At 76.0% G+C, this 22,790-nt stretch carries 20 protein-coding genes; all 20 read left to right on the top strand.

Features of this window, described 5'->3' with window-relative positions:
- Positions 1-17 precede the first annotated feature (17 nt).
- The 20 genes from ACRYMN_RS06985 (at position 18) to ACRYMN_RS07080 (ending at position 22,764) form a co-directional block, all read left to right on the top strand.
- The gene (locus tag ACRYMN_RS06985) at positions 18-1,340 is read left to right on the top strand and encodes a FliI/YscN family ATPase (RefSeq protein ID WP_432493475.1); all 1,323 of its coding nucleotides are present in this window, start codon (positions 18-20) and stop codon (positions 1,338-1,340) included.
- Positions 1,337-1,786 (top strand): flagellar FliJ family protein, encoded by a 450-nt coding sequence (locus tag ACRYMN_RS06990; protein ID WP_432493387.1) that lies wholly within the window; start codon positions 1,337-1,339, stop codon positions 1,784-1,786. Before ACRYMN_RS06985 ends, ACRYMN_RS06990 begins: the two co-directional genes overlap by 4 nt.
- Positions 1,783-2,934, top strand: a complete 1,152-nt coding sequence (locus tag ACRYMN_RS06995) for an NlpC/P60 family protein (RefSeq protein WP_432493389.1) — start codon at positions 1,783-1,785, stop codon at positions 2,932-2,934. The genes ACRYMN_RS06990 and ACRYMN_RS06995 overlap by 4 nt, the downstream gene beginning before the upstream one ends.
- Positions 2,931-4,925 (top strand): flagellar hook-length control protein FliK, encoded by a 1,995-nt coding sequence (locus ACRYMN_RS07000; protein ID WP_432493391.1) that lies wholly within the window; start codon positions 2,931-2,933, stop codon positions 4,923-4,925. Before ACRYMN_RS06995 ends, ACRYMN_RS07000 begins: the two co-directional genes overlap by 4 nt.
- Before the next feature lie 86 nt (positions 4,926-5,011).
- The gene (locus ACRYMN_RS07005) at positions 5,012-5,551 is read left to right on the top strand and encodes a flagellar hook capping FlgD N-terminal domain-containing protein (protein WP_432493393.1); all 540 of its coding nucleotides are present in this window, start codon (positions 5,012-5,014) and stop codon (positions 5,549-5,551) included.
- 47 nt (positions 5,552-5,598) lie between these two features.
- A complete protein-coding gene (locus ACRYMN_RS07010) occupies positions 5,599-6,888 on the top strand; it encodes a flagellar hook protein FlgE (protein ID WP_432493395.1) in 1,290 nt (429 codons plus the stop codon).
- A 272-nt stretch (positions 6,889-7,160) separates the two neighbouring features.
- Positions 7,161-7,475 (top strand): flagellar FlbD family protein, encoded by a 315-nt coding sequence (locus ACRYMN_RS07015; protein ID WP_432493397.1) that lies wholly within the window; start codon positions 7,161-7,163, stop codon positions 7,473-7,475.
- Positions 7,476-7,477: 2 nt separating this feature from the next.
- Positions 7,478-8,251, top strand: coding sequence for a motility protein A (locus ACRYMN_RS07020; RefSeq protein WP_432493477.1), 774 nt, complete (start codon positions 7,478-7,480; stop codon positions 8,249-8,251).
- On the top strand, positions 8,251-9,279 hold the full coding sequence (locus ACRYMN_RS07025) for an OmpA/MotB family protein (protein WP_432493399.1): 1,029 nt from the start codon (positions 8,251-8,253) through the stop codon (positions 9,277-9,279). Before ACRYMN_RS07020 ends, ACRYMN_RS07025 begins: the two co-directional genes overlap by 1 nt.
- Before the next feature lie 47 nt (positions 9,280-9,326).
- The gene (locus tag ACRYMN_RS07030; protein ID WP_432493401.1) at positions 9,327-9,839 is read left to right on the top strand and encodes a flagellar basal body-associated FliL family protein; all 513 of its coding nucleotides are present in this window, start codon (positions 9,327-9,329) and stop codon (positions 9,837-9,839) included.
- A gap of 189 nt (positions 9,840-10,028) precedes the next feature.
- Positions 10,029-12,617: a bifunctional lysylphosphatidylglycerol flippase/synthetase MprF gene (mprF, locus tag ACRYMN_RS07035; protein ID WP_432493403.1), complete on the top strand. Its 2,589-nt coding sequence runs from the start codon at positions 10,029-10,031 to the stop codon at positions 12,615-12,617.
- A 123-nt stretch (positions 12,618-12,740) separates the two neighbouring features.
- Complete coding sequence (locus ACRYMN_RS07040; protein ID WP_432493405.1) at positions 12,741-13,685, top strand: flagellar motor switch protein FliM; 945 nt, start codon at positions 12,741-12,743, stop codon at positions 13,683-13,685.
- Positions 13,682-14,434 (top strand): flagellar motor switch protein FliN, encoded by a 753-nt coding sequence (fliN, locus tag ACRYMN_RS07045; protein WP_432493407.1) that lies wholly within the window; start codon positions 13,682-13,684, stop codon positions 14,432-14,434. The genes ACRYMN_RS07040 and fliN overlap by 4 nt, the downstream gene beginning before the upstream one ends.
- Positions 14,434-14,880, top strand: a complete 447-nt coding sequence (gene fliO / locus ACRYMN_RS07050; RefSeq protein ID WP_432493409.1) for a flagellar biosynthetic protein FliO — start codon at positions 14,434-14,436, stop codon at positions 14,878-14,880. The genes fliN and fliO overlap by 1 nt, the downstream gene beginning before the upstream one ends.
- Positions 14,877-15,740 carry a flagellar type III secretion system pore protein FliP gene (fliP, locus tag ACRYMN_RS07055; protein WP_432493411.1) on the top strand — a complete coding sequence of 288 codons (864 nt, stop codon included), beginning with the start codon at positions 14,877-14,879 and terminating at the stop codon, positions 15,738-15,740. The genes fliO and fliP overlap by 4 nt, the downstream gene beginning before the upstream one ends.
- 128 nt (positions 15,741-15,868) lie before the next feature.
- A complete protein-coding gene (locus tag ACRYMN_RS07060) occupies positions 15,869-16,147 on the top strand; it encodes a flagellar biosynthetic protein FliQ (protein ID WP_432493413.1) in 279 nt (92 codons plus the stop codon).
- Between the two features lie 3 nt (positions 16,148-16,150).
- Positions 16,151-16,942 (top strand): flagellar biosynthetic protein FliR, encoded by a 792-nt coding sequence (locus tag ACRYMN_RS07065; RefSeq protein WP_432493415.1) that lies wholly within the window; start codon positions 16,151-16,153, stop codon positions 16,940-16,942.
- The gene (locus ACRYMN_RS07070) at positions 16,939-18,024 is read left to right on the top strand and encodes an EscU/YscU/HrcU family type III secretion system export apparatus switch protein (protein ID WP_432493417.1); all 1,086 of its coding nucleotides are present in this window, start codon (positions 16,939-16,941) and stop codon (positions 18,022-18,024) included. The genes ACRYMN_RS07065 and ACRYMN_RS07070 overlap by 4 nt, the downstream gene beginning before the upstream one ends.
- Positions 18,025-18,248: 224 nt before the next feature.
- A complete protein-coding gene (gene flhA, locus ACRYMN_RS07075) occupies positions 18,249-20,303 on the top strand; it encodes a flagellar biosynthesis protein FlhA (RefSeq protein WP_432493419.1) in 2,055 nt (684 codons plus the stop codon).
- Positions 20,281-22,764: a hypothetical protein gene (locus ACRYMN_RS07080; RefSeq protein WP_432493421.1), complete on the top strand. Its 2,484-nt coding sequence runs from the start codon at positions 20,281-20,283 to the stop codon at positions 22,762-22,764. Before flhA ends, ACRYMN_RS07080 begins: the two co-directional genes overlap by 23 nt.
- Positions 22,765-22,790 lie beyond the last annotated feature (26 nt).

Genomic DNA, 22,790 nt, shown 5'->3' on the forward strand with positions numbered 1-22,790 from the left:
CCCGCCTGGCCGACGGCGTGCGCGAGCTGCTGCGCCCGCAGGTGCGGCGCGCCGCCGAGGCGGCCCGGCCCCTGGTGCGCGGGCGCGTCAGCGCCATCGTGGGCCTGTCCGTGGAGGTCGCCGGCCTCGAGGCCGCCGTCGGCGAGAGCGTGCTGCTCGGCGAGGGCCCCGGCGCCGTGCCCGCCGAGGTCGTCGCCGCCGAGGGCGGGCGCCTGCGGTGCCTGCCGCTGGGCCACCTGACGGGCCTGGCCGCCGGCGCCCCCGCCGTGGCCACCCGCCGCGCCCCCACCGTGCCGGTGGGCGCCGCGCTGCTCGGCCGCGTCGTCGACGCGCTGGGCAACCCCCTCGACGGCGGCGCCCCCCTGCACGCCGCCCCGCGCACCGCGCTGCACGCCACCCCGCCGCCGGCGCTGTCGCGCGGGCGGGTGGACACCCCCCTGAGCCTGGGCGTGCGCGCCCTGGACACCCTCGTGCCCGCCGGGCGCGGGCAGCGCTTCGGCATCTTCGCCGGCTCCGGCGTCGGCAAGTCCTCGCTGCTGTCGATGATCGCGCGCGGCACCTCCGCCGACGTCTCCGTGCTCGCCCTGGTCGGCGAGCGCGGCCGCGAGGTGCGCGAGTTCCTCGAGGACGACCTGGGCCCGGAGGGCCTGGCGCGCTCCGTCGTCGTGGTCTCCACCTCCGACGAGGCGCCCGTGCTGCGCCTGCGCGCCGCCTTCACCGCCACCGCGGTCGCCGAGTCCTTCCGCGACGCCGGCGCCGACTGCGTGCTGATGATGGATTCCCTCACCCGCACCGCCATGGCCCAGCGCGAGGTGGGCCTGTCGGTGGGGGAGCCGCCCGCCACGCGCGGCTACCCGCCGAGCGTCTTCGCGCTGCTGCCGCGCCTGCTCGAGCGCGCCGGGCCGGGCGTCGTGGGCTCCATCACCGGCATCTACACCGTGCTCGTGGACGGCGACGACCACAACGAGCCCGTCGCCGACGCCGCCCGCTCCATCCTCGACGGGCACGTCGTGCTGGACCGCCGGCTGGCCACCGCCGGGCACTTCCCCACGATCGACGTGCTGGAGTCCGTCTCCCGCGTCGCCGGGCGCGTCACCACGCCCGAGCAGCGCGCGCAGGCCACCGCCCTGCGGCGCGTGCTGGCCGCGCACCGCGACGCCAAGGAGCTCATCGACGTCGGCGCCTACCAGCCCGGCGCCAACGCCCTCGTCGACGCCGCGGTCACCGGCATGCCCGCCATCGACGCCTTCCTGCGCCAGGACGTGCACGAGAGCACCCCCGCCCCCGAGGCGTGGGCCCGCCTGGGCCGTCTCGTCACCTCCCTGGGCGGTGCCCGGTGAGCGCGCGCGCCATCCTGGCCCTGCTGAAGCTGCGCCGCGCCCAGCAGGAGGAGGCCAAGGGCGAGCTGGCCGCCGCCAACGCGCTGCTGCGCCGCGAGCAGCACCGCGCCGCCCGCGTGCGCCGCGACCTCGGCGAGGCCCACGTCAGCGACGAGACCATGGCCGCCTGGACCGCCTCGGTGGCCCGCCGCGCCGCGCTGGTCTCCGACCTGGACTCCGCCCGCGCCCTGACCCAGCGCCTCGAGCTCGACGTCGGCGCCAAGCAGGCCGCCTGGGCGCGCGCCCGCCGCGCCGAGCGCTCGCTCGAGCGCGTCGTGGAGCGACACGAGATCGCGCAGGAGCGCGCGGCGGCCGCCGCCGACCAGCGCGCCCTCGACGACCGCACGGTCGCCGAGTTCGCCGCCCGCGCCCGCCGGCGCGCCGAGATCGAAGGGGGCACCCCGTGAGCGGCATCGCCGAGGTCCAGGCCCGCGTGGCCGACATCGAGTCCCGCATCGCCGCCCTGTCCGGGACGCAGGTGCGCTCCCCGCGCCAGGCGCCCGCCGCGCCCGCCGCGCCCGCCGCGTCGGCCACGGCCGGCGCCGACTTCGCGCAGGTCCTCGCCGGCGGCGCCGTCGCCCGCGGCGCGCGCGCGGTCGACACGACCTGGAGGGGCCCGGCCGGCACCACGGGCACCACGGGCACCAGCGGTCCCGGCGGCGTCACCGGCAGCACCGGCGGCACCACGGGCGAGCGGCTGCTCGCCGCGGCCTCGAAGCACACCGGCGTGCCCTACCTGTGGGGCGGCACCACCCCGGCCGGCTTCGACTGCTCCGGCCTCATCCAGTACGCCGCGAAGCAGATCGGCGTCACGCTGCCCCGCACCGCCGCCCAGCAGGCCAAGGTCGGCACCGCCGTGCCCAGCCTCGCCGAGGCGGAGCCGGGCGACCTCGTCGTGCTCGAGGGCGGCTCCCACATCGGCATCTACGTCGGGGACGGGCGCATGCTGCACGCCCCGAAGACGGGCGACGTCGTGAAGATCTCCAAGGTCTGGGAGACCCCCACGACCATCCGCCGCCTCGGCACCGCCGCGGCCACCACCGCCGCGGCCACCACCGCCGCGGCGGGCCTGGCCGGGGCGGCGCTGCTGACCGGCGCGGCCACCAGCACCGCGAGCAGCGCCCCCGCCGGGTACGTGCGGCCCCCCGCGCTGACCACCTCGGCGAAGTCGGCGCCCTACGACGCCGCCTTCGCCGCCGCCGAGCGCGCCAACGGCCTGCCCGCCGGGCTGCTGTCCGCCGTCGCCAAGCAGGAGTCCGGCTACGACGCGTCGGCGAAGAGCCCCGCCGGCGCCGTCGGGCTCATGCAGTTCATGCCCGGCACCGCCCGCGAGATGGGCATCGACCCGCGCGACCCGTTCCAGGCCATCGACGGCGCCGGGCGCCTGCTCGCCTCGCACCTGAAGAGCTTCGGCTCGGTGCAGCTGGCCCTGGCCGCCTACAACGCCGGGCCGGGCAACGTGCGCAAGCACGGCGGCGTGCCGCCGTTCGCGGAGACCCAGAACTACGTCAGGAAGATCATGGCCACCCTCCAGAGCACCGGGAGCGCCGCGTGAGCACCTCGACCACCCTGTCCGTGACGTCGGCGCTGCCCGTCCCGGTGCGCGAGGACCGCCGCGGCTCCGCCGACGGCGGCGCGGACTTCGCGCGCTCCTTCGGCCGCGCCGTCGACGAGATGGACCAGCGCGCCGCCGAGGCGCCCGAGCGGCGCCTGCCCGAGCGCGAGCGCCCCGCCGCGCGCAGCGGCGAGCGCGCTGCGGAGCGCGCCCGCGAGCGCAGCCCCGAGCACGGTCACGACCACGAGCGCCCCGTCCAGCGCGGCGCGGACGACGCCCGGCGCTGCGCCGAGCCGCTGCGCCGCGAGCACCAGCGCCCCGAGGCGCTGCGGCGACCGGTCGAGCGCCGCCGCGCGGAGGCCACCGAGGGGCGCGCCGCCGGGGTCGCGCAGCACGGCGCGGGTGAGGCGCCCGCGCGGGGGGGCACGAGCGGCGCCGGGGACCCCGCCGAGCGCGGCACGGTGCGGGCGCACCAGCCCGTTCCCACGGACCCTGCGCTGCTCGGGCTGGCGCCGCTGCTCGCCGCCCCCGTGGGCGCAGCCCCCGTGCAGCCGTCCCCGCCCGCGGGCGCGGCGGCGACCGGCACCGCCGAGGCGGCTGCCGGCGGCGCGCCGCTGCCCGTCGGCACGCCGGTCGGCACCCCGCTGCCCGCGCTCGCGGCCCCGTCCGCGCAGGCCGGGGGCCCCCTCGCCGCCGGGTCGCCCGCCGACGGCGCGGTGCGGGCCACCGCCCCGGCCGTTCCCGCCGCGACGACCCCCGCCGCGACGACCCCCGCCGCGACGACCCCCGCTGCGACGACCCCCGCTGCGACGACCCCCGCTGCGACGACCCCCGCTGCGACGACCCCCGCTGCGACGACCCCCGCTGCCGCGGCGGCCACCCCCGCGGCGGCCGGTGCGGCCGGGCCGGTCCCCGGGTCGCCCGCCGCGGTGGCCGCTGCCGCGCCGTCGGCCCCGACGAGCGAGCCGGCCGCTGTCGCGGCACCGGGGAGCGCGGCGCCCACGGCACCGGGAGTGGCACCGCAGACGGCTCCGGCTGCCGCGCCGGTGGTCGTGGCGAGCGCCGCGCTGCGGCCGGCCGCCCTCAACGGCCAGCGCGCGGCGTCGCCGGCGAGCGGTGCACCCGCCGCCGAGGCGGCCGGTGCCGCCGCGCCGGGTGCCCCCCTGCTCGCGGCGGCCGCGGCCGCCAGCGCCCAGGGCGCCGCGGACAGCGGCAGCGGTCAGCCCGGTGGCCAGCCCGGTGGCCAGCCGGGCGCGCAGCCGGGGACCCCCCCGGCGGCCCAGCGCCCCGACGCTGCCGCGCCCTCCGCGGCGGGCGCGCCGCAGCCGGTGGTCCTGGCCGCGAGCCCCGTCGTGCCGCAGCCGAGCAGCGCGCCCCTCGTGCCGGCGGCGGCCACCGCCGCCCAGGACCCGAGCGCCTCGGCGGGAGCCGTCGTGGGCGCGCCCGTGGCGCCCGCCACCGCTGCTGCGGGCCCCGCGCCGGCCGTGGCGCCCACCTCCACGCCCCCGGCCCCGCTGCCGCTGACCAACCCGGCCGCCTTCGCCCACGGGCTCAGCGCCCGCCTGGAGCAGCTGCCGGCGGCCACCGACGCGGTGCACCGCATGTCGGTGGAGGTCAACCCGCTGGGCCTTGGTCCGGTGCAGGTCACCGCCGAGGTCCTCGACGGGGCCCTGAGCGTGCAGCTGAGCGGCGCCACCGACGCGGCGCGCCACGCGCTGCGCCAGGCCGTCGGAGACCTGCAGCGCGAGCTCGCCGGCACGTCCTTCACCTCCACCACCGTCGACGTGCGCGCCGACTCCGGCGCCGCGCAGCAGCGGCAGGGGAGCGAGGCGCACGCCGGCGGCCAGGGCGGGGACCGCGCCGGCACCGGGCAGCAGCACGGCTCCAGCGCCCCCGCGCGCCGCGGGGCCCTCTTCGGCGCGGACGAGCCGCGCTCGGTCCGGCAGGCGGCTGCGGCCGCCGCCTCGGGACGCCTGGACCTGCGCGTCTGAAGCCGGCTCACCCGGGTGCCGCACCGCGCGGCGGGGAACGACCCGGACGGGCTACAGCCGACCACCCGAACGACCGAAGGAAGAGCATGACCATCGATGCGGCCAGCGGGGCGAACCCCTACGCGTCCCTCGTGGCGAACTCCGACGCCCTCGCGCAGACGTCGGCGGCGAGGAACGCCGGCAACGCCGACACCAGCGCCAAGGCGGCCGCGAAGACCGCGGAGGACAAGGACACCTTCCTCAAGCTGCTCGTCGCCCAGCTGCGCTACCAGGACCCGTCCAAGCCGGTGGACTCCACGCAGTTCATCGCGCAGACCGCGCAGTTCTCGTCGCTGGAGACCATGCAGGACCTGGCCAAGAGCTACGCGCAGATGCTCTCCGGGCAGGACAAGCTGCAGGCCAGCGCGCTGATCGGCCAGACGGTCTCCTACGCCGGCCCCGACGGGGAGACCGTCTCCGGCGTGGTGCGGTCCGCGTCGTTCACGACCTCCTCCGCCGGCGGGACGGGCGGTGAGCCCGTGCTCGACGTCAACGGCGCCAAGGTCGTCCTGTCCAAGGTCACCGCCTTCGGCGACGCGGGCACCGCCCCGGCCGCCGCGCCCGGCTCCTCGCCGACGACCGCCTGACCCCCGCACACCCCTCGACCCCGCCAGCCCTCCGAAAGGTCTGAAGCATGCTCCGCTCCATGTTCTCCGGCGTCAGCGGCCTCCGCTCGCACCAGACGATGATGGACGTCGTCGGCAACAACATCGCCAACGTCAACACCACCGGTTACAAGAGCTCCAGCGTCGTCTTCGCCGACACGCTCAGCCAGTTGACCCAGACCTCCGGTGCGCCGCAGGGCGGCACCGGTGGCACCAACCCCTCCCAGGTCGGTCTGGGCGTGCGGGTGCAGGGCATCTCGCAGAACTTCACCACCGGCTCGGCCCAGGCCACCGGCAAGGCGACGAACCTCATGCTGGACAACGACGGCATGTTCGTCATCCAGAAGGGCGACGCGACGGTCTACACGCGCGCCGGCAACTTCGAGCTGGACAGCCAGGGCTCGCTGGTCACCGTCGAGGGCGGGTACGTGCAGGGCTGGCGCGCCGACGCGGCCGGGCAGGTCAACATCAACGGCCCGGTCGAGCGCATCATCATCAACAGCGACAACGTGCTGCCGGCGACGGTCACCTCCACGCTGGGCGTCAAGGGCAACATCGACAAGTCCGCCGCCCCGATCGCGACGACGGCCGGCGGCGCGACCACCTGGAAGACCCCCGACCAGACGTCGTCCTTCGACGTCTTCGACGCGCAGGGCAAGGCCACCCGCGTCACCGCGACGTTCGTCAACAACCCCGCGGCCGGCAGCGTCAACACCTCCGCGGCGGGCGTTAAGCCGGGTGACTCCTGGACCATCACCTACAACTGGCCCGGTGCCACGGCCCCCGTGCCCGGCGGGACGATCACGTTCGGCGCCGACGGCAAGGTCACCGGTGCGGCGCCGACCACGCCGGTCGACGTCGGCGGCGCGACCGGCGTCGTGGTGGACATGTCCACGATGACCGGTTTCGTCAGCCCCACCGGCGTCAGCAACCTCATCTCCACGGCCAACGGCTCGGCGATCGGCACGCTGAACTCCTTCGCCGTCGGCGCCGACGGCGTGATCACCGGCAGCTACTCCAACGGCCTCAAGCGCAGCATCGGCCAGATCGCCGTGGCGTCGTTCAACAACTACGCCGGCCTGCAGAAGGCCGGCGGCTCGATGTACACCGTCTCGGCGAACTCCGGCACGCCCATCATCGGCCTGCCCGGGCAGAACGGGCGCGGCGCCATCCTGTCCGGCTCGCTGGAGATGTCCAACGTGGACCTCTCCTCGGAGTTCACCAACCTGATCCTCGCCCAGCGCGGTTTCCAGGCCAACTCGCGCATCATCTCCGCCTCCGACGAGATCCTCCAGGACCTCGTGAACCTCAAGCGCTGACCCTCGCGCTGACGACGGACGCCCTCCCGGGCCGCGCACCGCGCGGCCCAGGAGGGCGTCGCGCGTTCCGCGCCCGCCCGCGCCCGCCCCGCGTCGTGCGTCGCCGTTGCACTGCAGGGGCGCCGGCCTCACCCTGCGTCACCTCCAGCCGTGCCATTAGCACGAACGGGTGCACGAGGCAACCCCCACTCAGGTCCCGTCCCGCGACGCCGATGGTAAGGGTGCAACCGGCCCACGGACGGGCCACTCCCCACCGCCAAGGACGGAAGCCCGTGATCCTCGTGACCCGCCTCAACGGGTCGGTGTTCGCCGTGAACCCCGACCTGATCCAGCGCGTCGACGCCACGCCCGACACGGTCCTGACCCTCGTGGACGGCGCCAAGTTCGTCGTCACCGAGCCGCTGACCGAGGTGGTCGAGCGCGTGATGGCGTTCCGCGCCCGCGTGGTCGCCACCGCGCACGCCCTGGAGGAGACCGGGACGGCCGACGTCCTCGAGCTGCCGGCGCACCCCGACACCCACACCACCACCAGCGACACCGACGGGGACCTGCCCGCCCCGGTCCCGCTGCACCGCAGGAGGCCGTGACCATGGACTTCGCCAGCATCGCCGGGCTCGTCATCGCGGCCGCGGCCGTCCTGTGGGCGCAGAACCACGAGGGCGGCAGCCTCGGCGACATCCTCCTGCCCGGCCCGCTCGTGCTCGTCTTCGTCGGCACGCTGGGCGTGGGCCTCATGGGCGGCACCATGAAGGACGGCCTGGGCTCGATCGCCACGCTGAAGAAGGCCTTCCTCGGCAAGCCGGCCGCCCCCGGCGACACCGTCGCCACCCTGGTGAAGATGGCCGAGCGCGCCCGCCGCGAGGGCCTGCTGGCCCTCGAGGACGCCATCAAGGCCGTCGACGACGAGTTCCTGCGCGACGGCCTGCAGACGGCCATCGACGGCACCGACCCCGACGAGCTCTACGAGATCCTCACCGCCCAGATCCAGGCCAAGAAGGCCGCGGACAAGCAGGCCGCGAAGATCTGGGGCGACATGGGCGGTTACGCGCCCACCGTCGGCATCTGCGGCACCGTCATCTCGCTGACCGTCGTGCTCGCGAACCTCTCCGACGCCGCGGCCCTGGGCCCGATGATCGGCGCCGCGTTCGTCGCGACGCTGTGGGGCGTGGCCAGCGCCAACTTCTTCTTCCTGCCCGTGCAGAGCCGCCTGATGCGCCTGTCCGGCCTGGAGGTCGCCCGCATGGAGCTGGTCGTCGAGGGCATCCTGGCCATCCAGGCCGGCTCCAACCCGCGCTCGGTCGCCAAGAAGCTGGAGAGCCTGCTGCCGCCCGGCACCGCGGTGCCGGACAAGAAGGCCGCCTGATGTCGGCCGGGAAGCGGCGCCACAAGCACGAGGAGCACGACGAGCACGTCAACCACGAGCGCTGGCTGGTCTCCTACGCCGACATGCTCACGGTCCTCATGGCGCTGTTCATCGTGCTGTTCGCCCTCAGCCAGGTCGACCAGCTGAAGTTCGCGCAGTTCAAGGCCGGCCTGCAGGAGGGCAGCGCCTCGACGAACCTGGTGCTCTCCGGCAACCAGGGCATCAACGAGGTGGACAACGGCGCGGACCCGGTCAACCTCAAGCTGCTCTCCGGCGGCGACCCGATGGAGCCGGCGCAGGCGCAGCAGGTCCTCGACAGCGCCCAGCGGGCGCAGTCGCAGGCCGACCTCGAGGCCGCGCGCGACGAGGTGCAGGACTACCGCGAGGTCATCGAGCGCATCGACCAGGCGCTGGCCGCCAACGGCGACCAGGACCAGGTCACCTACCGCATCACCGCCGACGGCCTGATCGTCGGCCTGGTGGCCGACAAGGTGTTCTTCGCCAACGCCAGCGCCGACGTCGAGCCCACCGGCCAGCGGGTGCTGGCCGCGATCGGCCCGATCCTGGCCGCGCTGCCCAACGACCTGGCCGTGCAGGGCCACACCAACTCCCTGCCGCTGTCGGCCACGACCCGCTACCGGGACAACTGGGACCTGTCGTCGGCGCGCGCCAACACGGTCGTCACCCGGTTCATCGCCGCCGACGGCGTCAGCCCGCAGCGCCTGTCCGGCACCGGCTACGCCGACAGCCGGCCGCTGTACCCGCACGAGGACCCCAAGGCCCTGGCCGGGAACCGGCGCGTCGACCTCGTCGTCGCCTCGCCGTCCTCCGACGCCGTCAAGGCCCTGCTGCCCGAGGTCGCCGCCACCACGCCGACCGACGGCCCCGCCGAGCTGCACACCCCGGCCGACGAGGCGCACGCCGAGACGGCCACCGCACCGGCGGGCGGCGGGGGAGCCGCGCCCGTCGGCATCGCGCCCGACCTGGGCGCCGGCATCGGCGGCGTGAGCGCCGCCGCCGCGCACTGACCCGACACCACCCGTAGACCGACCGACCCGAAGGACCGGAGCACACCATGGCCAAGAAGCCGAAGGCCGAGGGCGAGGCGACCGCCCCCGGCGGCAAGAAGAAGCTCATCATCGTCGCCGCCCTCGGCGCCGTGCTGCTGGCCGGCGGCACCGGCGGTGGCGTGTTCCTGCTGACCAAGGGCGAGAGCGCCGCGGCCGCCGAGGCGCCCGTCGAGGAGCACCTCACCCCCGGTGAGGTCGTCGCCCTGGACCCCATCAGCCTCAACCTCGCCGACGGGCACTACCTGAAGATCGGCCTGGCCCTGCAGGCCGTGGCCACCGAGGGCGGCGGCCACGGCGGTTCCTCCGGCCCCGACGGCAGCAAGGCCCTGGACCTGGCCATCGCCACCTTCAGCGGGCTGTCCATGGCGGACCTGTCCAACCCCGAGCAGCGCCTGCACCACAAGACCGAGCTCGAGCACAAGATCGTCGAGGCCTACACCGAGGAGCCGGCCGAGGAGGGCGAGGCCCCCCACAAGACGGTCATGGGCATCTACCTCACCCAGTTCGTCATGCAGTGACGAGCCGGCACGTCGTGCGGTGACGAGCTGAGCACGACGGATCGACCGCCCCGGGAGCGCGGCGGGCCACCACGGCCCGCCGCGCTCTCGTGCGTCCCGCCCCGGCGACCCCCCCCCGGCGCGCGCCCGTCGTCCGCGTGCTCGCCCCACCCCGTCAAGGGCAGCCCCCGGACGGCCGACCTTCTCGGGGTGAGCTCCTCCTCCCGCCGGCCGGCCCCGCGCGCGCGCCACCTGCTCGCCCCCCTGCTCGTGGTGGGCCTGCTCGTCGCCGCGCTGGTGCTGCTGCACCGCACCTTCCGCGAGCACTCCTGGGCGGAGCTGGGCGGCGACCTGCTGGCGCTGGGCCCCGGCGCGGTGCTCGCCGCCCTGGCCGCGACCGCGGTCTCGTACCTGGCCATGACCGGCTACGACGCGCTGGCGCTGCGCTACGTCGCGCACCCCCTGCCGTACCGCCGCTACGGCCCGGCCTCGTTCGTGGCCACCGCGTTCGGCAACAACCTGGGCGCCTCCGCGGTGGTGGGGGCGGCGCTGCGCGCCCGCGCCTACTCCAGCTGGCAGGTCCCCGGCCCGGCGATCACCCGCATCGTCGGCTTCAACGCGCTGACGCTGGCGCTGGGGGCGGCGGTGCTGGCCGGCGGCGGCATGGTGCACGACCCGGCCGCCGCCGGGGCGGCGCTGCGCCTGCCCGCCGCCGCGACGGCGGTCCTGGGCTCGCTGCTGCTGGCCTCGGTGGTGGCGCACCTGCTGTGGGCGGGCCCGGGGCGCCCGCTCGTCCTGCGCGGCCGGCGCCTCGAGCGGCCCTCGCGCCGCCTGGCGCTGGCGCAGGTCGTGCTGTCGACGTTCGAGTGGCTGACCATGGCCGCTGCCCTGCACGTCCTGCTGCCCGCCGGCAGCAGGCCCCCGTTCCTGACCTTCGCCGTCGCCTTCTCCATCGCCACCCTCGCCGGGCTGCTCAGCGGCGTGCCCGGCGGGCTGGGCGTCTTCGAGTCGGCGCTGGTGGTGCTGCTCGGGGCGAGCACCCCGCCCGCCGCGCTCGCGGTGGCGCTGGTGGCCTACCGGCTGTGCTACTTCGTGCTGCCGCTGCTGCTGGCCGCCGGGCTCCTCGCCGCGCACGAGGTCTCCCGCGCCGCGGGGGCGCTGCGCGCCGCGCGCGCCGCGGCCCCCGCAGCTCCCGCACCGGCGGCACCGGCGGCGCCCGCCACCCCCGCCGCCCCCGCCGCGCCCGTCGCTGCGGCCGCGGCGCGCACGCCCGCGGTGCTCGCGCTGGGCGTCGCCGCGGCCGGGGTGTTCATGGTGGTGGTGGGGGACCTGCCCGGCTCGCGGGAGCTGGACCTGTCCGCCGTCACCATCAGCCTGGCCGGGCTGGCCGCCCTGCTCACCGCCCGCGGCCTGCACCGGCGCCTGAGGGCCGCCTGGGCGGCCACCCTGGCGCTGCTGGCCGGCGTGACGGTCCTGGCGGCCGCCCACGGCGACCTCGTCCTGTCCGCGGTGACCGCCGTGCTCACCGCCCTGCTGGTGCCGGCGCGCCCGGCGTTCCACCGCGGCGCCCTCCTGGCGCGCCCGCGCAACCCGCTGCGCCCGGCCACCGCGCTCGTGCTGGTCGGGGCGGCGGTGTGGTGGCACGAGTTCAGCGGTCTGGGCGGTGCCGTCGACGCGCCCCTGCTGGTCGCCTCGGTCTCCGGCGACACGCCGGGGGCCGACCGGCTCGCCATGGCCGCCGGCGCCGTCGGCGTCCTCCTCGGCGGGCGCCGCACCTTCGCGCGGCTCAGGCCCGGCCCGCAGGTCGTGTGCGAGGAGCAGATGGCGCGCGTGGCGGACCTCGTCGCCCGCGCGGGCCGGTGCACCTCGCACCTGGCCTTCACCGGCGACAAGCGCTTCCACCTCAGCCCCACCGGCGACGCCTTCCTCATGTACCAGGTCCAGGGGCGCAGCTGGGTGGTCATGGGCGACCCCGTCGGCGACCCGGGCGACTTCCGCGACCTGGTGCGCGGCTTCGTGGAGGAGGTCGACCGCCACGGCGGCCGGCCGGTCTTCTACAACGTGCTGCCCGAGCACGCCCACCTGTACCGCGAGCACGGGCTGAGCCTGGCCAAGCTCGGCGAGGAGGCCGTCGTCCCGCTGGCCGACTTCCACCTCACCGGCCGCGCCCGGCTGAACCTGCGCAACTGCCGCAACAAGTCCCGGCGCCTGGGCCTGGAGGTCGAGTTCGTCGCGCCGCGGGACGTCGCACCGCTGCTGCCCGCCCTGCGCGAGGTCTCCGACGCCTGGCTGACCCGGCGCAACGGCAAGGAGAAGCGCTTCTCCCTGGGCGCCTTCGACGAGGAGTACGTGCGCCGCTTCCCGCTGGTCGTGGTGCGCCAGGACCAGCGGATCATCGCCTTCGCGACCCTGTGGGTCGACGGGGACGGGCGCGAGGTGCAGGTGGACCTCATGCGCCGCCTGCCCGACGGGCCGCGCACCGTGATGACCTTCCTGTTCCTCGAGTGCGTGCTGTGGGCCAAGGACAACGGCTTCACCTCGTTCAGCCTGGGCATGGCGCCGCTGTCCGGGCTGCAGACCGGCGCCGCCGCACCCCTGTGGGACCGCCTCGGGCACCTGCTGTGGACCCACGGCGAGCGCTTCTACAACTTCAGGGGCCTGCGCACCTTCAAGCAGGGCTTCGCCCCCAGCTGGCGCACCTGCTACGTCGCCGCGCCCGGCGGGCTCGCCCTGCCCCGGGCCGCGGTGGACGTGGCCGCGCTGGTCGGCGGCGGGATCCGCGGGGTCGTGCGCGGCTGAGCCCCCGGCGGTGCGCCACGCGCCGCCCCCGCCGGCGCGCCACGCGCCGTGACGGGGACGGCGCCCGTCACCCGTTCAGGTGCGCGCTAAAGGGTGACGCCCCCTCGTGCCGATAGGTGCAGCGTGGCACCCGAGACCTCCACCAGCGCAGAGCGCACGGGCGGGCGACGCTCGCGGCGGCGCGGCGTCCCCGTCCCGTACGACTTCCGGCGGCCCACCAAGCTGTCGCGCCAGCACGCCCGCGTGCTGGAGATCACCTACGAGACCTTCTGCCGCCAGTGGGCCACGCTGCTGTCCTCCACCCTGCGCACCAGCGTGCAGGTCGAGCTGGACGGCGTGCAGCAGTACTCCTACGACGAGTACGCCGCCACGCTGCCCACCCCGTCGATCATGACGGTCTTCGACCCCGAGCCGCTGGTCGGCGCCGGCGTGCTGCACCTGGACACCCCGCTGCTGCTCAGCTGCGTCGAGCGCATGCTCGGCGGCACCGGCGCCCAGGACCAGCCGCGCCGGGTGCTCACCGACATCGAGGCCGTCCTGTGCCGGGGCCTGGTCGAGCGCACCCTCGCGGAGCTGTCCGCCTCGCTGACCTCGATCGTCAACCTCGCGCCGCGCCTGACGAGCATCGAGCAGAACCCGCAGTTCGCCCAGGCCGCCGCCGCCACCGACGTCATGATCGTCGCCTCCTTCCACCTGCGGGTGGAGCAGGCCGAGGGCACCGCCACCCTGGCCCTGCCGCTGGACCCGCTGTCCGCGGCCCTGAGCGCCGCGGAGCTGCGCGTGGCCAGCCCCGAGGAGCTGCGCATCCGCCGCCTGATGCGCGACCGCCTCGACGACCACCTCGAGCACATCCCCGTCGAGGTCTCCGTGCGCCTGAACGCCGCCCACCTGCGCCCCGACGAGATCCTCGCCCTGGTGCCCGGTGACGTGCTGCGCCTGCCGCACGCGGCCGACGCCCCCCTCGAGGTCGTCGCCTCCGACACCCTCGTCGCCTCCGCCGTGGCCGGCAGCCGCGGCAGCCGCCTCGCCTGCCTGATCGTCCCGACCCCCGAGGAGACCTCCCGATGAGCACCGTGACCCACGCCGACCTGCAGGCCCTGCTCGGCGAGGCCGCCCAGGCCGCCCTGGACGTCCTCCCGCTGTCCGCGCCGGGCGCGATCACCGGTCTGGTCGACGCCGCCGCCGCCCCCGACCTGGGCGACGAGGGCACCGCCGTCTCGGCGAACTTCGCCGGCGCCTCCAGCGGCCGCGTCACCGTCATCGTGGGGGAGGAGACCCTCAACACCCTGCTGATGAGCCCCGAGGGCGCCCTGGACCCGGTCGACGCCCTGCGCCCCGCGCTGGAGACCGTCGTCGCCAGCCTGGGCCAGTGCACGCTCGACGTCGGCGTCGAGGGCGACCCGGCGGAGGCGCTCGCGGCCCTGTCGGGCGGCGCGGTCGCCGTCGTCGGCTCCGGCGGGGAGACGCTGGCCCTGATCGGCATGACGTTCTCCGCCGAGGCCCCGCAGGTCGCCGCGCCCGTCATGGCCACCCCCGGCACCAGCAGCGCCCCGGCCGGGCCGCGCCGCACGATGGACCTGCTGCGCGACGTGCAGATGGACGTCACCGTCGAGCTGGGCCGCACCAGCATGACGGTGCAGGACCTGCTGGCCCTGACCCCCGGCTCGGTCGTCGAGCTCGACCGCGCCGCCGGCAGCCCCGCCGACGTGCTGGTCAACGGCCAGCTCATCGCCCGCGGCGAGGTCGTCGTCGTCGACGAGGACTACGCCATCCGCATCACCGAGATCGTCACCCCCGGCACGGAGGCCGGCGCCTGATGGACGCCCTCGCCGCGCTGCTGCGCACCTCCGTCTCCCTCGTCGCGGTCCTCGGGCTGCTGTGGCTCATCGCCCGCTGGCTGCGCCGCTCGCGCGCGGCCGGCGCGGCCCGCGAGGGCGTGGAGGTGCTCAGCCGCGTCGGCGTGGGCGCCAAGGCCGGCGTGGCCGTGGTGCGCGTGGGCGAGCGGGCCCTCGTCGTGGGCGTCACCGAGCAGCGGGTCACCCTGCTGACCGAGGCGCCCGTCGAGGAGCTGCTGCCCGAGCCCGCCCCCGAGCCCGAGCCCGACCGCGAGCCGGCCGCCGGCACGACCGCGAGCACCGCCGGCACCCCCCGCACCACCCACCTCCCCACCCCCCGCGCCACCGCCGTCGGCGGCTCGGCGCTGTCGCCGGCCACCTGGAGCAAGGCGGTCGACGTGCTGCGAGAGAGGACGACCCGCCGGTGAGCACCCGCACCGCCCGCAGGATCGCGGCCGCCGCGCTGCTGAGCGCCGGCCTGCTGACCGCAGGCGCCTCGGCGGCCCCCGCCGCGACCACCCCCGCCGCCACGGCCCCCGCCGCCGTCGTCGCGCTGCCCGCGGCGGCCGCGCCCGTGGCCCCGCAGGCGCCGGCCGACCCGGCCGCCCCGGCCGGCTCGGTGAGCGTGGACATCGCCGGGGTCGCCGGCGTGGACGGCAAGCCCAGCCAGTCGGTCACGATCCTCATCGCCCTGACGGTGCTCTCCGTGGCCCCGGCGCTGCTGCTGCTGACCACGGCCTTCACCAAGATCCTCGTGGTGCTGGGCCTGACCCGCAACGCGCTGGGCCTCATGGGCACCCCGCCCAACCAGGTCCTCGCCGGCCTGGCGCTGTTCCTGACGATGTTCGTCATGGCGCCCACGTTCAGCGCGATCAACGACGTGGCGATCCAGCCCTACCTCAAGGGCGAGAAGACCACCACCGTCGCCTTCCAGGACGGCTCGCAGCCGCTGCGCGAGTTCATGTGCAAGCAGACGCGCCCCGAGGAACTGGCCCTCATGACGAAGGCCGCCGACCGCGAGAAGCCGAAGAACTGCGCCGAGACCCCGCTGACCACCCTGGTGCCCGCGTTCTCGCTCTCCGAGCTGCGCTCGGCGTTCATCATCGGCTTCGTGATCTTCATCCCGTTCCTGGTGATCGACATCGTCGTCTCCGGGGCCCTGATGAGCCTGGGCATGATGATGCTGCCGCCCGTCACGGTCGCGCTGCCCTTCAAGCTGCTGCTGTTCGTCATGGTCGACGGCTGGGGCCTGGTCGTGAAGGCGCTCGTCGGCAGCTACGGCGGCTGAGCCCCCGCCGCGCCCACCCCGCCGCGCGCGCACCCCGCGCCGGCCCGCGCCTCACCCGGACGGCTCAAGCCCTCGCCCCGAACGGCCGATGCACCGGCCGACGCACCCCTCGACCGGAAGGCCCCGCGATGTCCGACGTGACCGTCATCCACCTGGGGATGACCGCTCTCGTCCTGGCCGCCAAGCTCTGCGCCCCCATGCTGCTGACCGCCCTGGCCGTCGGCTTCGGCATCTCCCTCTTCCAGTCCGTCACCCAGCTGCAGGAGCAGACGATCTCCTTCGTGCCCAAGCTGCTGGCCGTGGGCGTCGCGATCGTGGTGTGCGGCAAGTGGATGCTGCACGAGCTGACCGGCTTCACCGCCGGGCTGTACGAGCAGATCCCGCAGCTGCTCGTCGCCGGCGGCTGAGCCGTGCCGGGACTGCCCGCCGCCCTCGGCACCACCGTCGGGCTCGACCTGCTGCTGGCCCTGCTGCTGGCCTCGGTGCGCGCCGTGGCGTTCCTGGTGCTGGCGCCGCCGTTCGCCTCCCGCGCCGTCAACGGCCGGGTCAAGGCGATGCTGGCCGTGGCGCTGTCCCTGCCGCTGGCGGACCGGCTGCGCGAGCAGGTGCCCGCCGCCGAGCCCGCGGCCCTGGCCACCGCCGTGGTCCAGCAGGTCCTCGTCGGGGCCGTGCTGGGCGCCTTCTGCGCGCTGGTCTTCGCCGCGGTGCAGGCCGCCGGCGACCTCATCGACCTCTTCGGCGGCTTCCAGCTCGCCAGCGCCTACGACCCGCTCAGCCAGAACCAGACGGCGATCTTCGGCAAGTTCTACAACATGACGGCCACCGCCCTGCTGGTGGTCTCCGGCGGGCACCTGCTGGTGCTCCAGGGGTTCCTGCGCACGTACGAGGTGCTGCCGCTGGACGCGGGCGTGTCCGTCGCGACGGTCGCGGAGGTCTTCACCACCGGCGCGGGCCAGCTCGTGCTCTCCGCCCTGCAGATCGCCGCCCCGCTGGTCGCGGTGCTCTTCGTCGCCGACATCGGCCTGGGCCTGCTCTCGCGCGTCGCCCCGGCGCTGAACGTCTTCGCCATGAGCTTCCCGCTGAAGATCCTCGTCACCCTGACCCTGGGCGGCTTCGCCTTCGCCGTCCTGCCCGGCGTGGTGGACGACGCCGCCGGGACCGTGCGCGACACGCTCGTGCGCCTGGCGGGGGGTGGGACGTGAGCGGGGAGAAGACCGAGAAGCCCACCCCCAAGCGCCTGAAGGAGGCGCGCCAGGAGGGCAACACCCCGCAGTCGCGCGACATCGCCGCCTGGCTGACCACCGCCGCCGGCGCGCTGGTCGTCCCGCGCACGATCGAGGCCGCCGGCGAGGCCGGCCGGCAGGCCCTGCGCCGCGTGGCGGAGGTCGCCGCCGACCCCGAGCCCGGCCGCGCCCTGGGCGCCCTGGTGGGCGCCTTCGGGGCGCTGCCGGGGGTCCTGGGGCCCATCCTGGTGGTCACGGTGCTCGCCGTGGTCGTCTCCGGCGGGGTGCAGGGCACCCTGCGCCCGGCCACCAAGAAGCTCAAGCCCAGCGTCAAGTCGCTCAACCCCGTCAACGGCTTCAAGCAGCACTGGGGGCCGCAGGCGCTGTGGGAGGGCACCAAGTCGTTGCTGAAGACCGCGCTCATCGGCACCGCCCTGTGGGTCGTGGCCCGGGGCCTGACCCCCCAGCTCGTCGGGCAGGGCCTCCTGCCGCTGTCGTCGGTGCTGGCCGTCACCGGCGCGGCCGTCAGCTCCATGCTCGTCGTGACGATCCTCGTCGGCCTGCTCATCGCCGCCGCCGACTACGCGATGAGCCGGCGGCGCGTCATGAAGAAGCTGCGCATGAGCAAGCAGGACATCAAGCAGGAGCACAAGAACGCCGAGGGCGACCCGCTGCTCAAGGGCGCCATCCGCTCCAAGCAGATGGCCGCCTCGCGCAACCGCATGATGGCCGCCGTCGCCGACGCCGACGTGGTGGTCGTCAACCCCACCCACATCGCCGTCGCGCTGCGCTACGAGCCGGGCACCGGCGCGCCCAAGGTCGTCGCCAAGGGCGCCGGCGTGATCGCCGCGAAGATCCGCGAGCGCGCCCGCGAGAACGGCGTGCCCCTCGTGAAGGACGTGGAGCTGGCCCGCTCCATGTACAAGGACGTCAAGATCGGCCAGGAGATCCCCGCCGAGCTCTTCGCCGCCGTGGCCAAGGTGCTGGCGTTCGTGATGAACCTGCGCACCCGCGGCGCCACCGCCGCCCTGGGCGGCGAGGCCCACACCGTCCCCGCCTGACCGCCCGGCCCGACCGCCCGCTCGTCCCGCCCCCGTCCCCGCACGCGCCGCGCGGGCGGGGGCGCTCGCGTCCCGGGTGGGCGCGGTCGGGCTCCACCGGGCGGGCGCTCAAGCTCCGGACCCGGCGTGCCGAAGGAGGCAGTAGCCAGGACGGCGCAGCAGGGCCACGGACGGGCCCCCGGACGAGGGCACCCGAACGGGTGACCAGGACGACAGGCGGTGCAGTGCGTTCTCGCAACCTCTCGCAGCTGGCGGTGCCCGTGGGCGTCGTCGGCATCATCCTGCTGCTGGTCGTGCCGCTGCCCGCCCCGCTGCTGGACCTGCTGATCGCGGTCAACATCACCTGCTCGCTCATCGCGCTGCTGGTGACGATGGTCGTCAAGCGGCCGCTGGACTTCGCCGTCTTCCCCTCCCTCATCCTCGTGCTCACGCTGTTCCGGCTGGGCCTGAACGTCGCCACCACGCGCCTGGTGCTCTCCAACGGCTACGCCGGCAAGGTCATCGAGGCCTTCGGCCACTTCGTGATCTCCGGCTCGCTGGTCATCGGCCTGGTGATCTTCATGATCCTCGTGGTCATCCAGTTCGTCGTCATCACCAAGGGCGCCGAGCGCGTCGCCGAGGTCGGCGCGCGCTTCACCCTCGACGCGATGCCCGGCAAGCAGATGGCCATCGACGCCGACCTCAACGCCGGCCTGATCGACGAGGACGAGGCGCGCCGGCGGCGCGCCGACGTCACCGCCGAGGCCGACTTCTACGGCGCCATGGACGGTGGCTCGAAGTTCGTCAAGGGCGACGCCATCGCCGGCATCGTCATCGTGCTCATCAACCTCATCGGCGGCTTCGCCATCGGGATGGTCCAGCACGGCCTGGGCCCGGGCGAGGCCATCCAGCAGTACGCGCTGCTGAGCATCGGCGACGGCCTGGCCTCGCAGGTGCCCGCGCTGCTGCTCAGCGTCGGCACCGGCCTGATCGTCACCCGCGCCACCGGCACGGGCGACATGGGTTCGCAGGCCATCGCCCAGCTCGGGCAGAGCAAGATGGTCCTGCAGATCGCCGGCGGCGCCGCGATCGTGCTGGCGCTCGTCCCGGCCATGCCCAAGCTGCCCTTCTTCCTCGTCGCCGGGCTGTGCTTCCTGGCCGCCAGCCGCATCGGCAAGCGCGACGCCGCCGAGGCGAAGGCCGCGCAGCTCGCCGAGCTGGCCCCCGCCGCGGTCAACCCGGCCGAGGCCGCCGAGTCGCTGCTGGAGGAGATGCGCGTCGACCCGCTGGAGGTCGTCCTGGCCCCGGACCTGGTGGACCTGGTCGACACCGGCGCCGGCGGGGACCTGCTGGAGCGGGTGCGGGCCCTGCGCCGCAAGATCGCCCTGGAGGTCGGCCTGGTCGTGCCGCCGGTGCGCACCCGCGACTCCCTCGACCTGCCGGTGTCCACCTACGCGGTGCGCATCTCCGGCGTCGAGGTCGCCCGCGGCAGCGCCCCGCCCGGGCAGGTCCTGGCCCTGGGCGACAACCTCGACGCCCTGCCCGGCCGCGCCACCGTCGAGCCCGTCTTCGGCCTGAACGGCAAGTGGATCCCCGCCGAGCTGCGCCACCAGGCCCAGCTGACCGGCGCCACCGTCGTCGACCGCGCCAGCGTGCTCATCACCCACCTCGGCGAGCTCGTGCGCACCCACGCCCCGCGCCTGCTGGGCCGCGAGGACGTGCGCTCGCTGGTGGACGCGCTCAAGCGCACCCACCCGGTCGTCGTCGACGAGCTGACGCCCAGCGTCCTGACGCTGGGGGAGGTGCAGCGCGTGCTGCAGGCCCTGCTGGAGGAGGCGGTGCCGATTCGCGACCTGGCCCGCGTCTTCGAGGCGCTGAGCCTGAAGGCCAAGCAGGGCTCGGACCTGGACGGCCTCGTGGAGGCCTCGCGCAGCGCGCTGGGCCCGGCGGTGGCCGCCGTGCACGAGCAGGACGGCGTCCTGCACGTCATCACGCTGGACCCGCTGCTGGAGCACTCCCTGGCGGAGTCGCTGCGCCCGGGTGAGCACGGCGCCAGCCTGGCGCTGGACGCCGCCACCGCCGAGCACCTGGTGACCGCCTCAAGTTCCTGCCTGGAACGTGCCGAACAGCAGGGCATCTCCGCGGTCCTGGTGTGCGCCCCGCCCCTGCGGGCCCCGCTGCGCCGGCTGCTCAAGGTGGCCGTGGGCCGCCTGCACGTCCTCTCCTACGACGAGGTCAGCAACCACCCCCGGATCGAGACGGTTGGAGCGGTGAGCGGTGTCCACGCACTTGCTTCTTGAGGGGCCCGACCTGCAGGACCTGCTCGCGCAGGTCCGCGACGACCACGGAGACGCCGCCCGCGTCGTCCGCGCCGAGCGCATCCGTTCTGGAGGCGTCGCCGGATTCTTCACCAAGGAGCGCTACGAAGTGACGGTCGAGATGAACGACGACGGCACCGCCCCCGGCGCGCCGGACGCGGCGCCCGCCGCCCCCGGTGCGGCCGACGAGGCCGGTGCGGCCCCCGACTTCGAGGCGCTGCTGGCCGCCGCCGACCGCGCCGAGTCCGCGGCCGCCACCGGGAGCGCGCAGGGCGCCGAGCCGGCGCCCGCCGGCCGGCACGCCGCCCCCGCCCCGGCCCCCGCCGCGGCGGCCGGCGACGGCTTCGAGGAGGCCCGCCAGGGCCTGGTGCAGATGCTCACCGCCTCCGGCGCGGTCAGCAGCGCCCGCGCCGCCGGCCTGCTCGACGACGACGCCACCGGTGGCGCCGACGACGCTGACGACGCCGAGCGCGAGGTCGTCGAGCTGGTCGACCTCGCCGGGGCGCTGGCCGAGGCCGCTCGCCTGCAGGAGGAGCGCCGGCTGGAGGCCGAGCGCGTCGAGGCGGAGCGCGTCGAGGCGGAGCGCCTGGAGGCGGAGCGTCTGGAGGCGGAGCGTCTGGAGGCGGAGCGCCTGGAGGCGGAGCGCCTGGAGGCGCAGCGCGTCGAGGCCGAGCGCGTCGAGGCCGAGCGTCTGGAGGCGCAGCGCGTCGAGGCGGAGCGCCTGGAGTTGGAGCGTGTGGAGGCGGAGCGGCGAGCGGCCGCCCGTGCGGAGTCGGAGCGTCGGGAGGCGGAGCGGGTGCAGCAGGAGCGGGTGCAGCAGGAGCGGGTGCAGCAGGAGCGGGTGGTGGCCGAGCGCCGGGAGGCGGAGCGGCGCGAGCGGGCGCAGCGGGAGGCCGATCGGGCCGAGGCCGAGCGCCGTGAGCTCGCGCGCCGCGAGGTGCGCCGGCGCCAGGCCGAGCGCGTCGAGCGCGCCGGCGCGCCGGCGGTGCCGGGGCAGGCCCGGCCCGCCGAGCGCAGCCTGGGCGACCTGCTGGCCGCGGCGGACGCCTCCGACGGGGCCGACCGCCTGCGCGCGATGCTGGCCGCCGGGCGCGGCGGCCGCCAGGTGCGCCGCCCGGAGCCGGCGCCGGTGCGCGCGCTGCCGCCGCACCGCCCGCTGTCCACCGAGGGCGCCGGTTTCGCGGCCACCATGGCGGCCGTGCGCACGCTGGGCGGCGGTGATCGTTCGACCCGACCGAACGTGACCTCTGATGTACGCTCGGTCACTGAGCAGTCGTCGCGACCCGCGGGGACCCGTCCGGTCCGGCCGGCTGCCGCCGCAGGTGCCGACGCCCCGGTCGGTGGTCTGCCCGCTCGCACCCCGGAGGTTCGCGTGACTGCCGACCAGTTCGGCGCCGCCAACGGCGTCGCCGCCCCCCGCCGCCTCGAGCGCGGCGACCTCGCGGCCGAGGGCTTCGAGGCGCGCCGCGGTGCGCCGCGGCGTCCCGAGCTGCGCCGGCCGGCGCCGGTGGAGGACCACTTCGGCGACCGCTTCGTGGACGAGGAGCCGGCGCCGCGCGGTGCCGGCGCGTTCGAGGACCGGTACGAGGACGAGTACGACGCGCCGTTCGAGCCCGCGGGGGAGCGCCACCAGGGCGCCCTGCGCGAGGTCGCGGACGACTACGCCGAGCCCCGTGCGGGGCGCGGCGAGGTGCGCCACGAGGACCGGGCGCCGCTGGCGCCCGAGCGCACGCACAGCGCGGCCGGCGAGCGCGCCGCCCGCGACGGGGACGACAACGAGGCGGCTGACATGGACCTGACCTACCGTGATTCGATGACCACTTACAGCGATCGCCCGTCGGCCGGCCGTGCGCCCTACCGCGAGAGCCACGACTCCGGCGACGTGCTGCGCCTGGCCCGCGAGATCGAGGTGCCGGCCCCGCTGCGCGTCGGCTCCGGCGAGCTCGTCGTGGTCGTCGGCGAGGCCGACGCCGTCGTGGCCGCCGCCCTGCTCGTGGCCGACGAGGTCGGCTCCGAGGCGCCCCTGGTGCTGGGCCGCGCCGACGTGCAGAACACCGTCACTGCCGACGAGCTGCCGGCCCGCCAGGAGCAGGCCCGCCGCTGGAGCGCCCCGCTGACCGTGGCGATCCCCGCCCGCCCCACCGGTGCCGACGCCGAGCGCGCCGCGCGCCTGGCCGCCGGGATCGGCGCCTCCGCCGTCGTCGTCTGCGTGGACGCCACCCGCCGCAGCCACGCCGTCGCCGCCCAGCTGCGCGCCCTGGAGGGCGCCGGCGTGCCGGCCCGCCGCCTGGCGGTGCACCGCGCCGCCGAGAGTCCCGACCCCCTCGACGTGCTGTCGCTCGACGTCCCCGTCGGCTTCCTGGACGGGCGCCCGGCCACCTCCGGCGCCTGGGCCGGTCTGCTGCTCGACGCGACGTCCGAGCACGGCGGCACGGCGCGCTGACGCCGTGGCCAGGCGGACGACCGCCG

This window comes from Kineococcus gypseus (genome assembly GCF_050871305.1).
In the GTDB taxonomy this organism is placed as follows: domain Bacteria; phylum Actinomycetota; class Actinomycetes; order Actinomycetales; family Kineococcaceae; genus Kineococcus; species Kineococcus gypseus.

What these genes read in the sequence shown, in the direction of transcription:
- ACRYMN_RS07005 (WP_432493393.1), top strand. Translation starts at nt 5,012, where the DNA reads ATGACCATCGATGCGGCCAGCGGGGCGAACCCCTACGCGTCCCTCGTG.
- ACRYMN_RS07010 (WP_432493395.1), top strand. Translation starts at nt 5,599, where the DNA reads ATGCTCCGCTCCATGTTCTCCGGCGTCAGCGGCCTCCGCTCGCACCAG.
- ACRYMN_RS07020 (WP_432493477.1), top strand. Translation starts at nt 7,478, where the DNA reads ATGGACTTCGCCAGCATCGCCGGGCTCGTCATCGCGGCCGCGGCCGTC.
- ACRYMN_RS07025 (WP_432493399.1), top strand. Translation starts at nt 8,251, where the DNA reads ATGTCGGCCGGGAAGCGGCGCCACAAGCACGAGGAGCACGACGAGCAC.
- ACRYMN_RS07030 (WP_432493401.1), top strand. Translation starts at nt 9,327, where the DNA reads ATGGCCAAGAAGCCGAAGGCCGAGGGCGAGGCGACCGCCCCCGGCGGC.
- fliN (WP_432493407.1), top strand. Translation starts at nt 13,682, where the DNA reads ATGAGCACCGTGACCCACGCCGACCTGCAGGCCCTGCTCGGCGAGGCC.
- fliO (WP_432493409.1), top strand. Translation starts at nt 14,434, where the DNA reads ATGGACGCCCTCGCCGCGCTGCTGCGCACCTCCGTCTCCCTCGTCGCG.
- ACRYMN_RS07060 (WP_432493413.1), top strand. Translation starts at nt 15,869, where the DNA reads ATGTCCGACGTGACCGTCATCCACCTGGGGATGACCGCTCTCGTCCTG.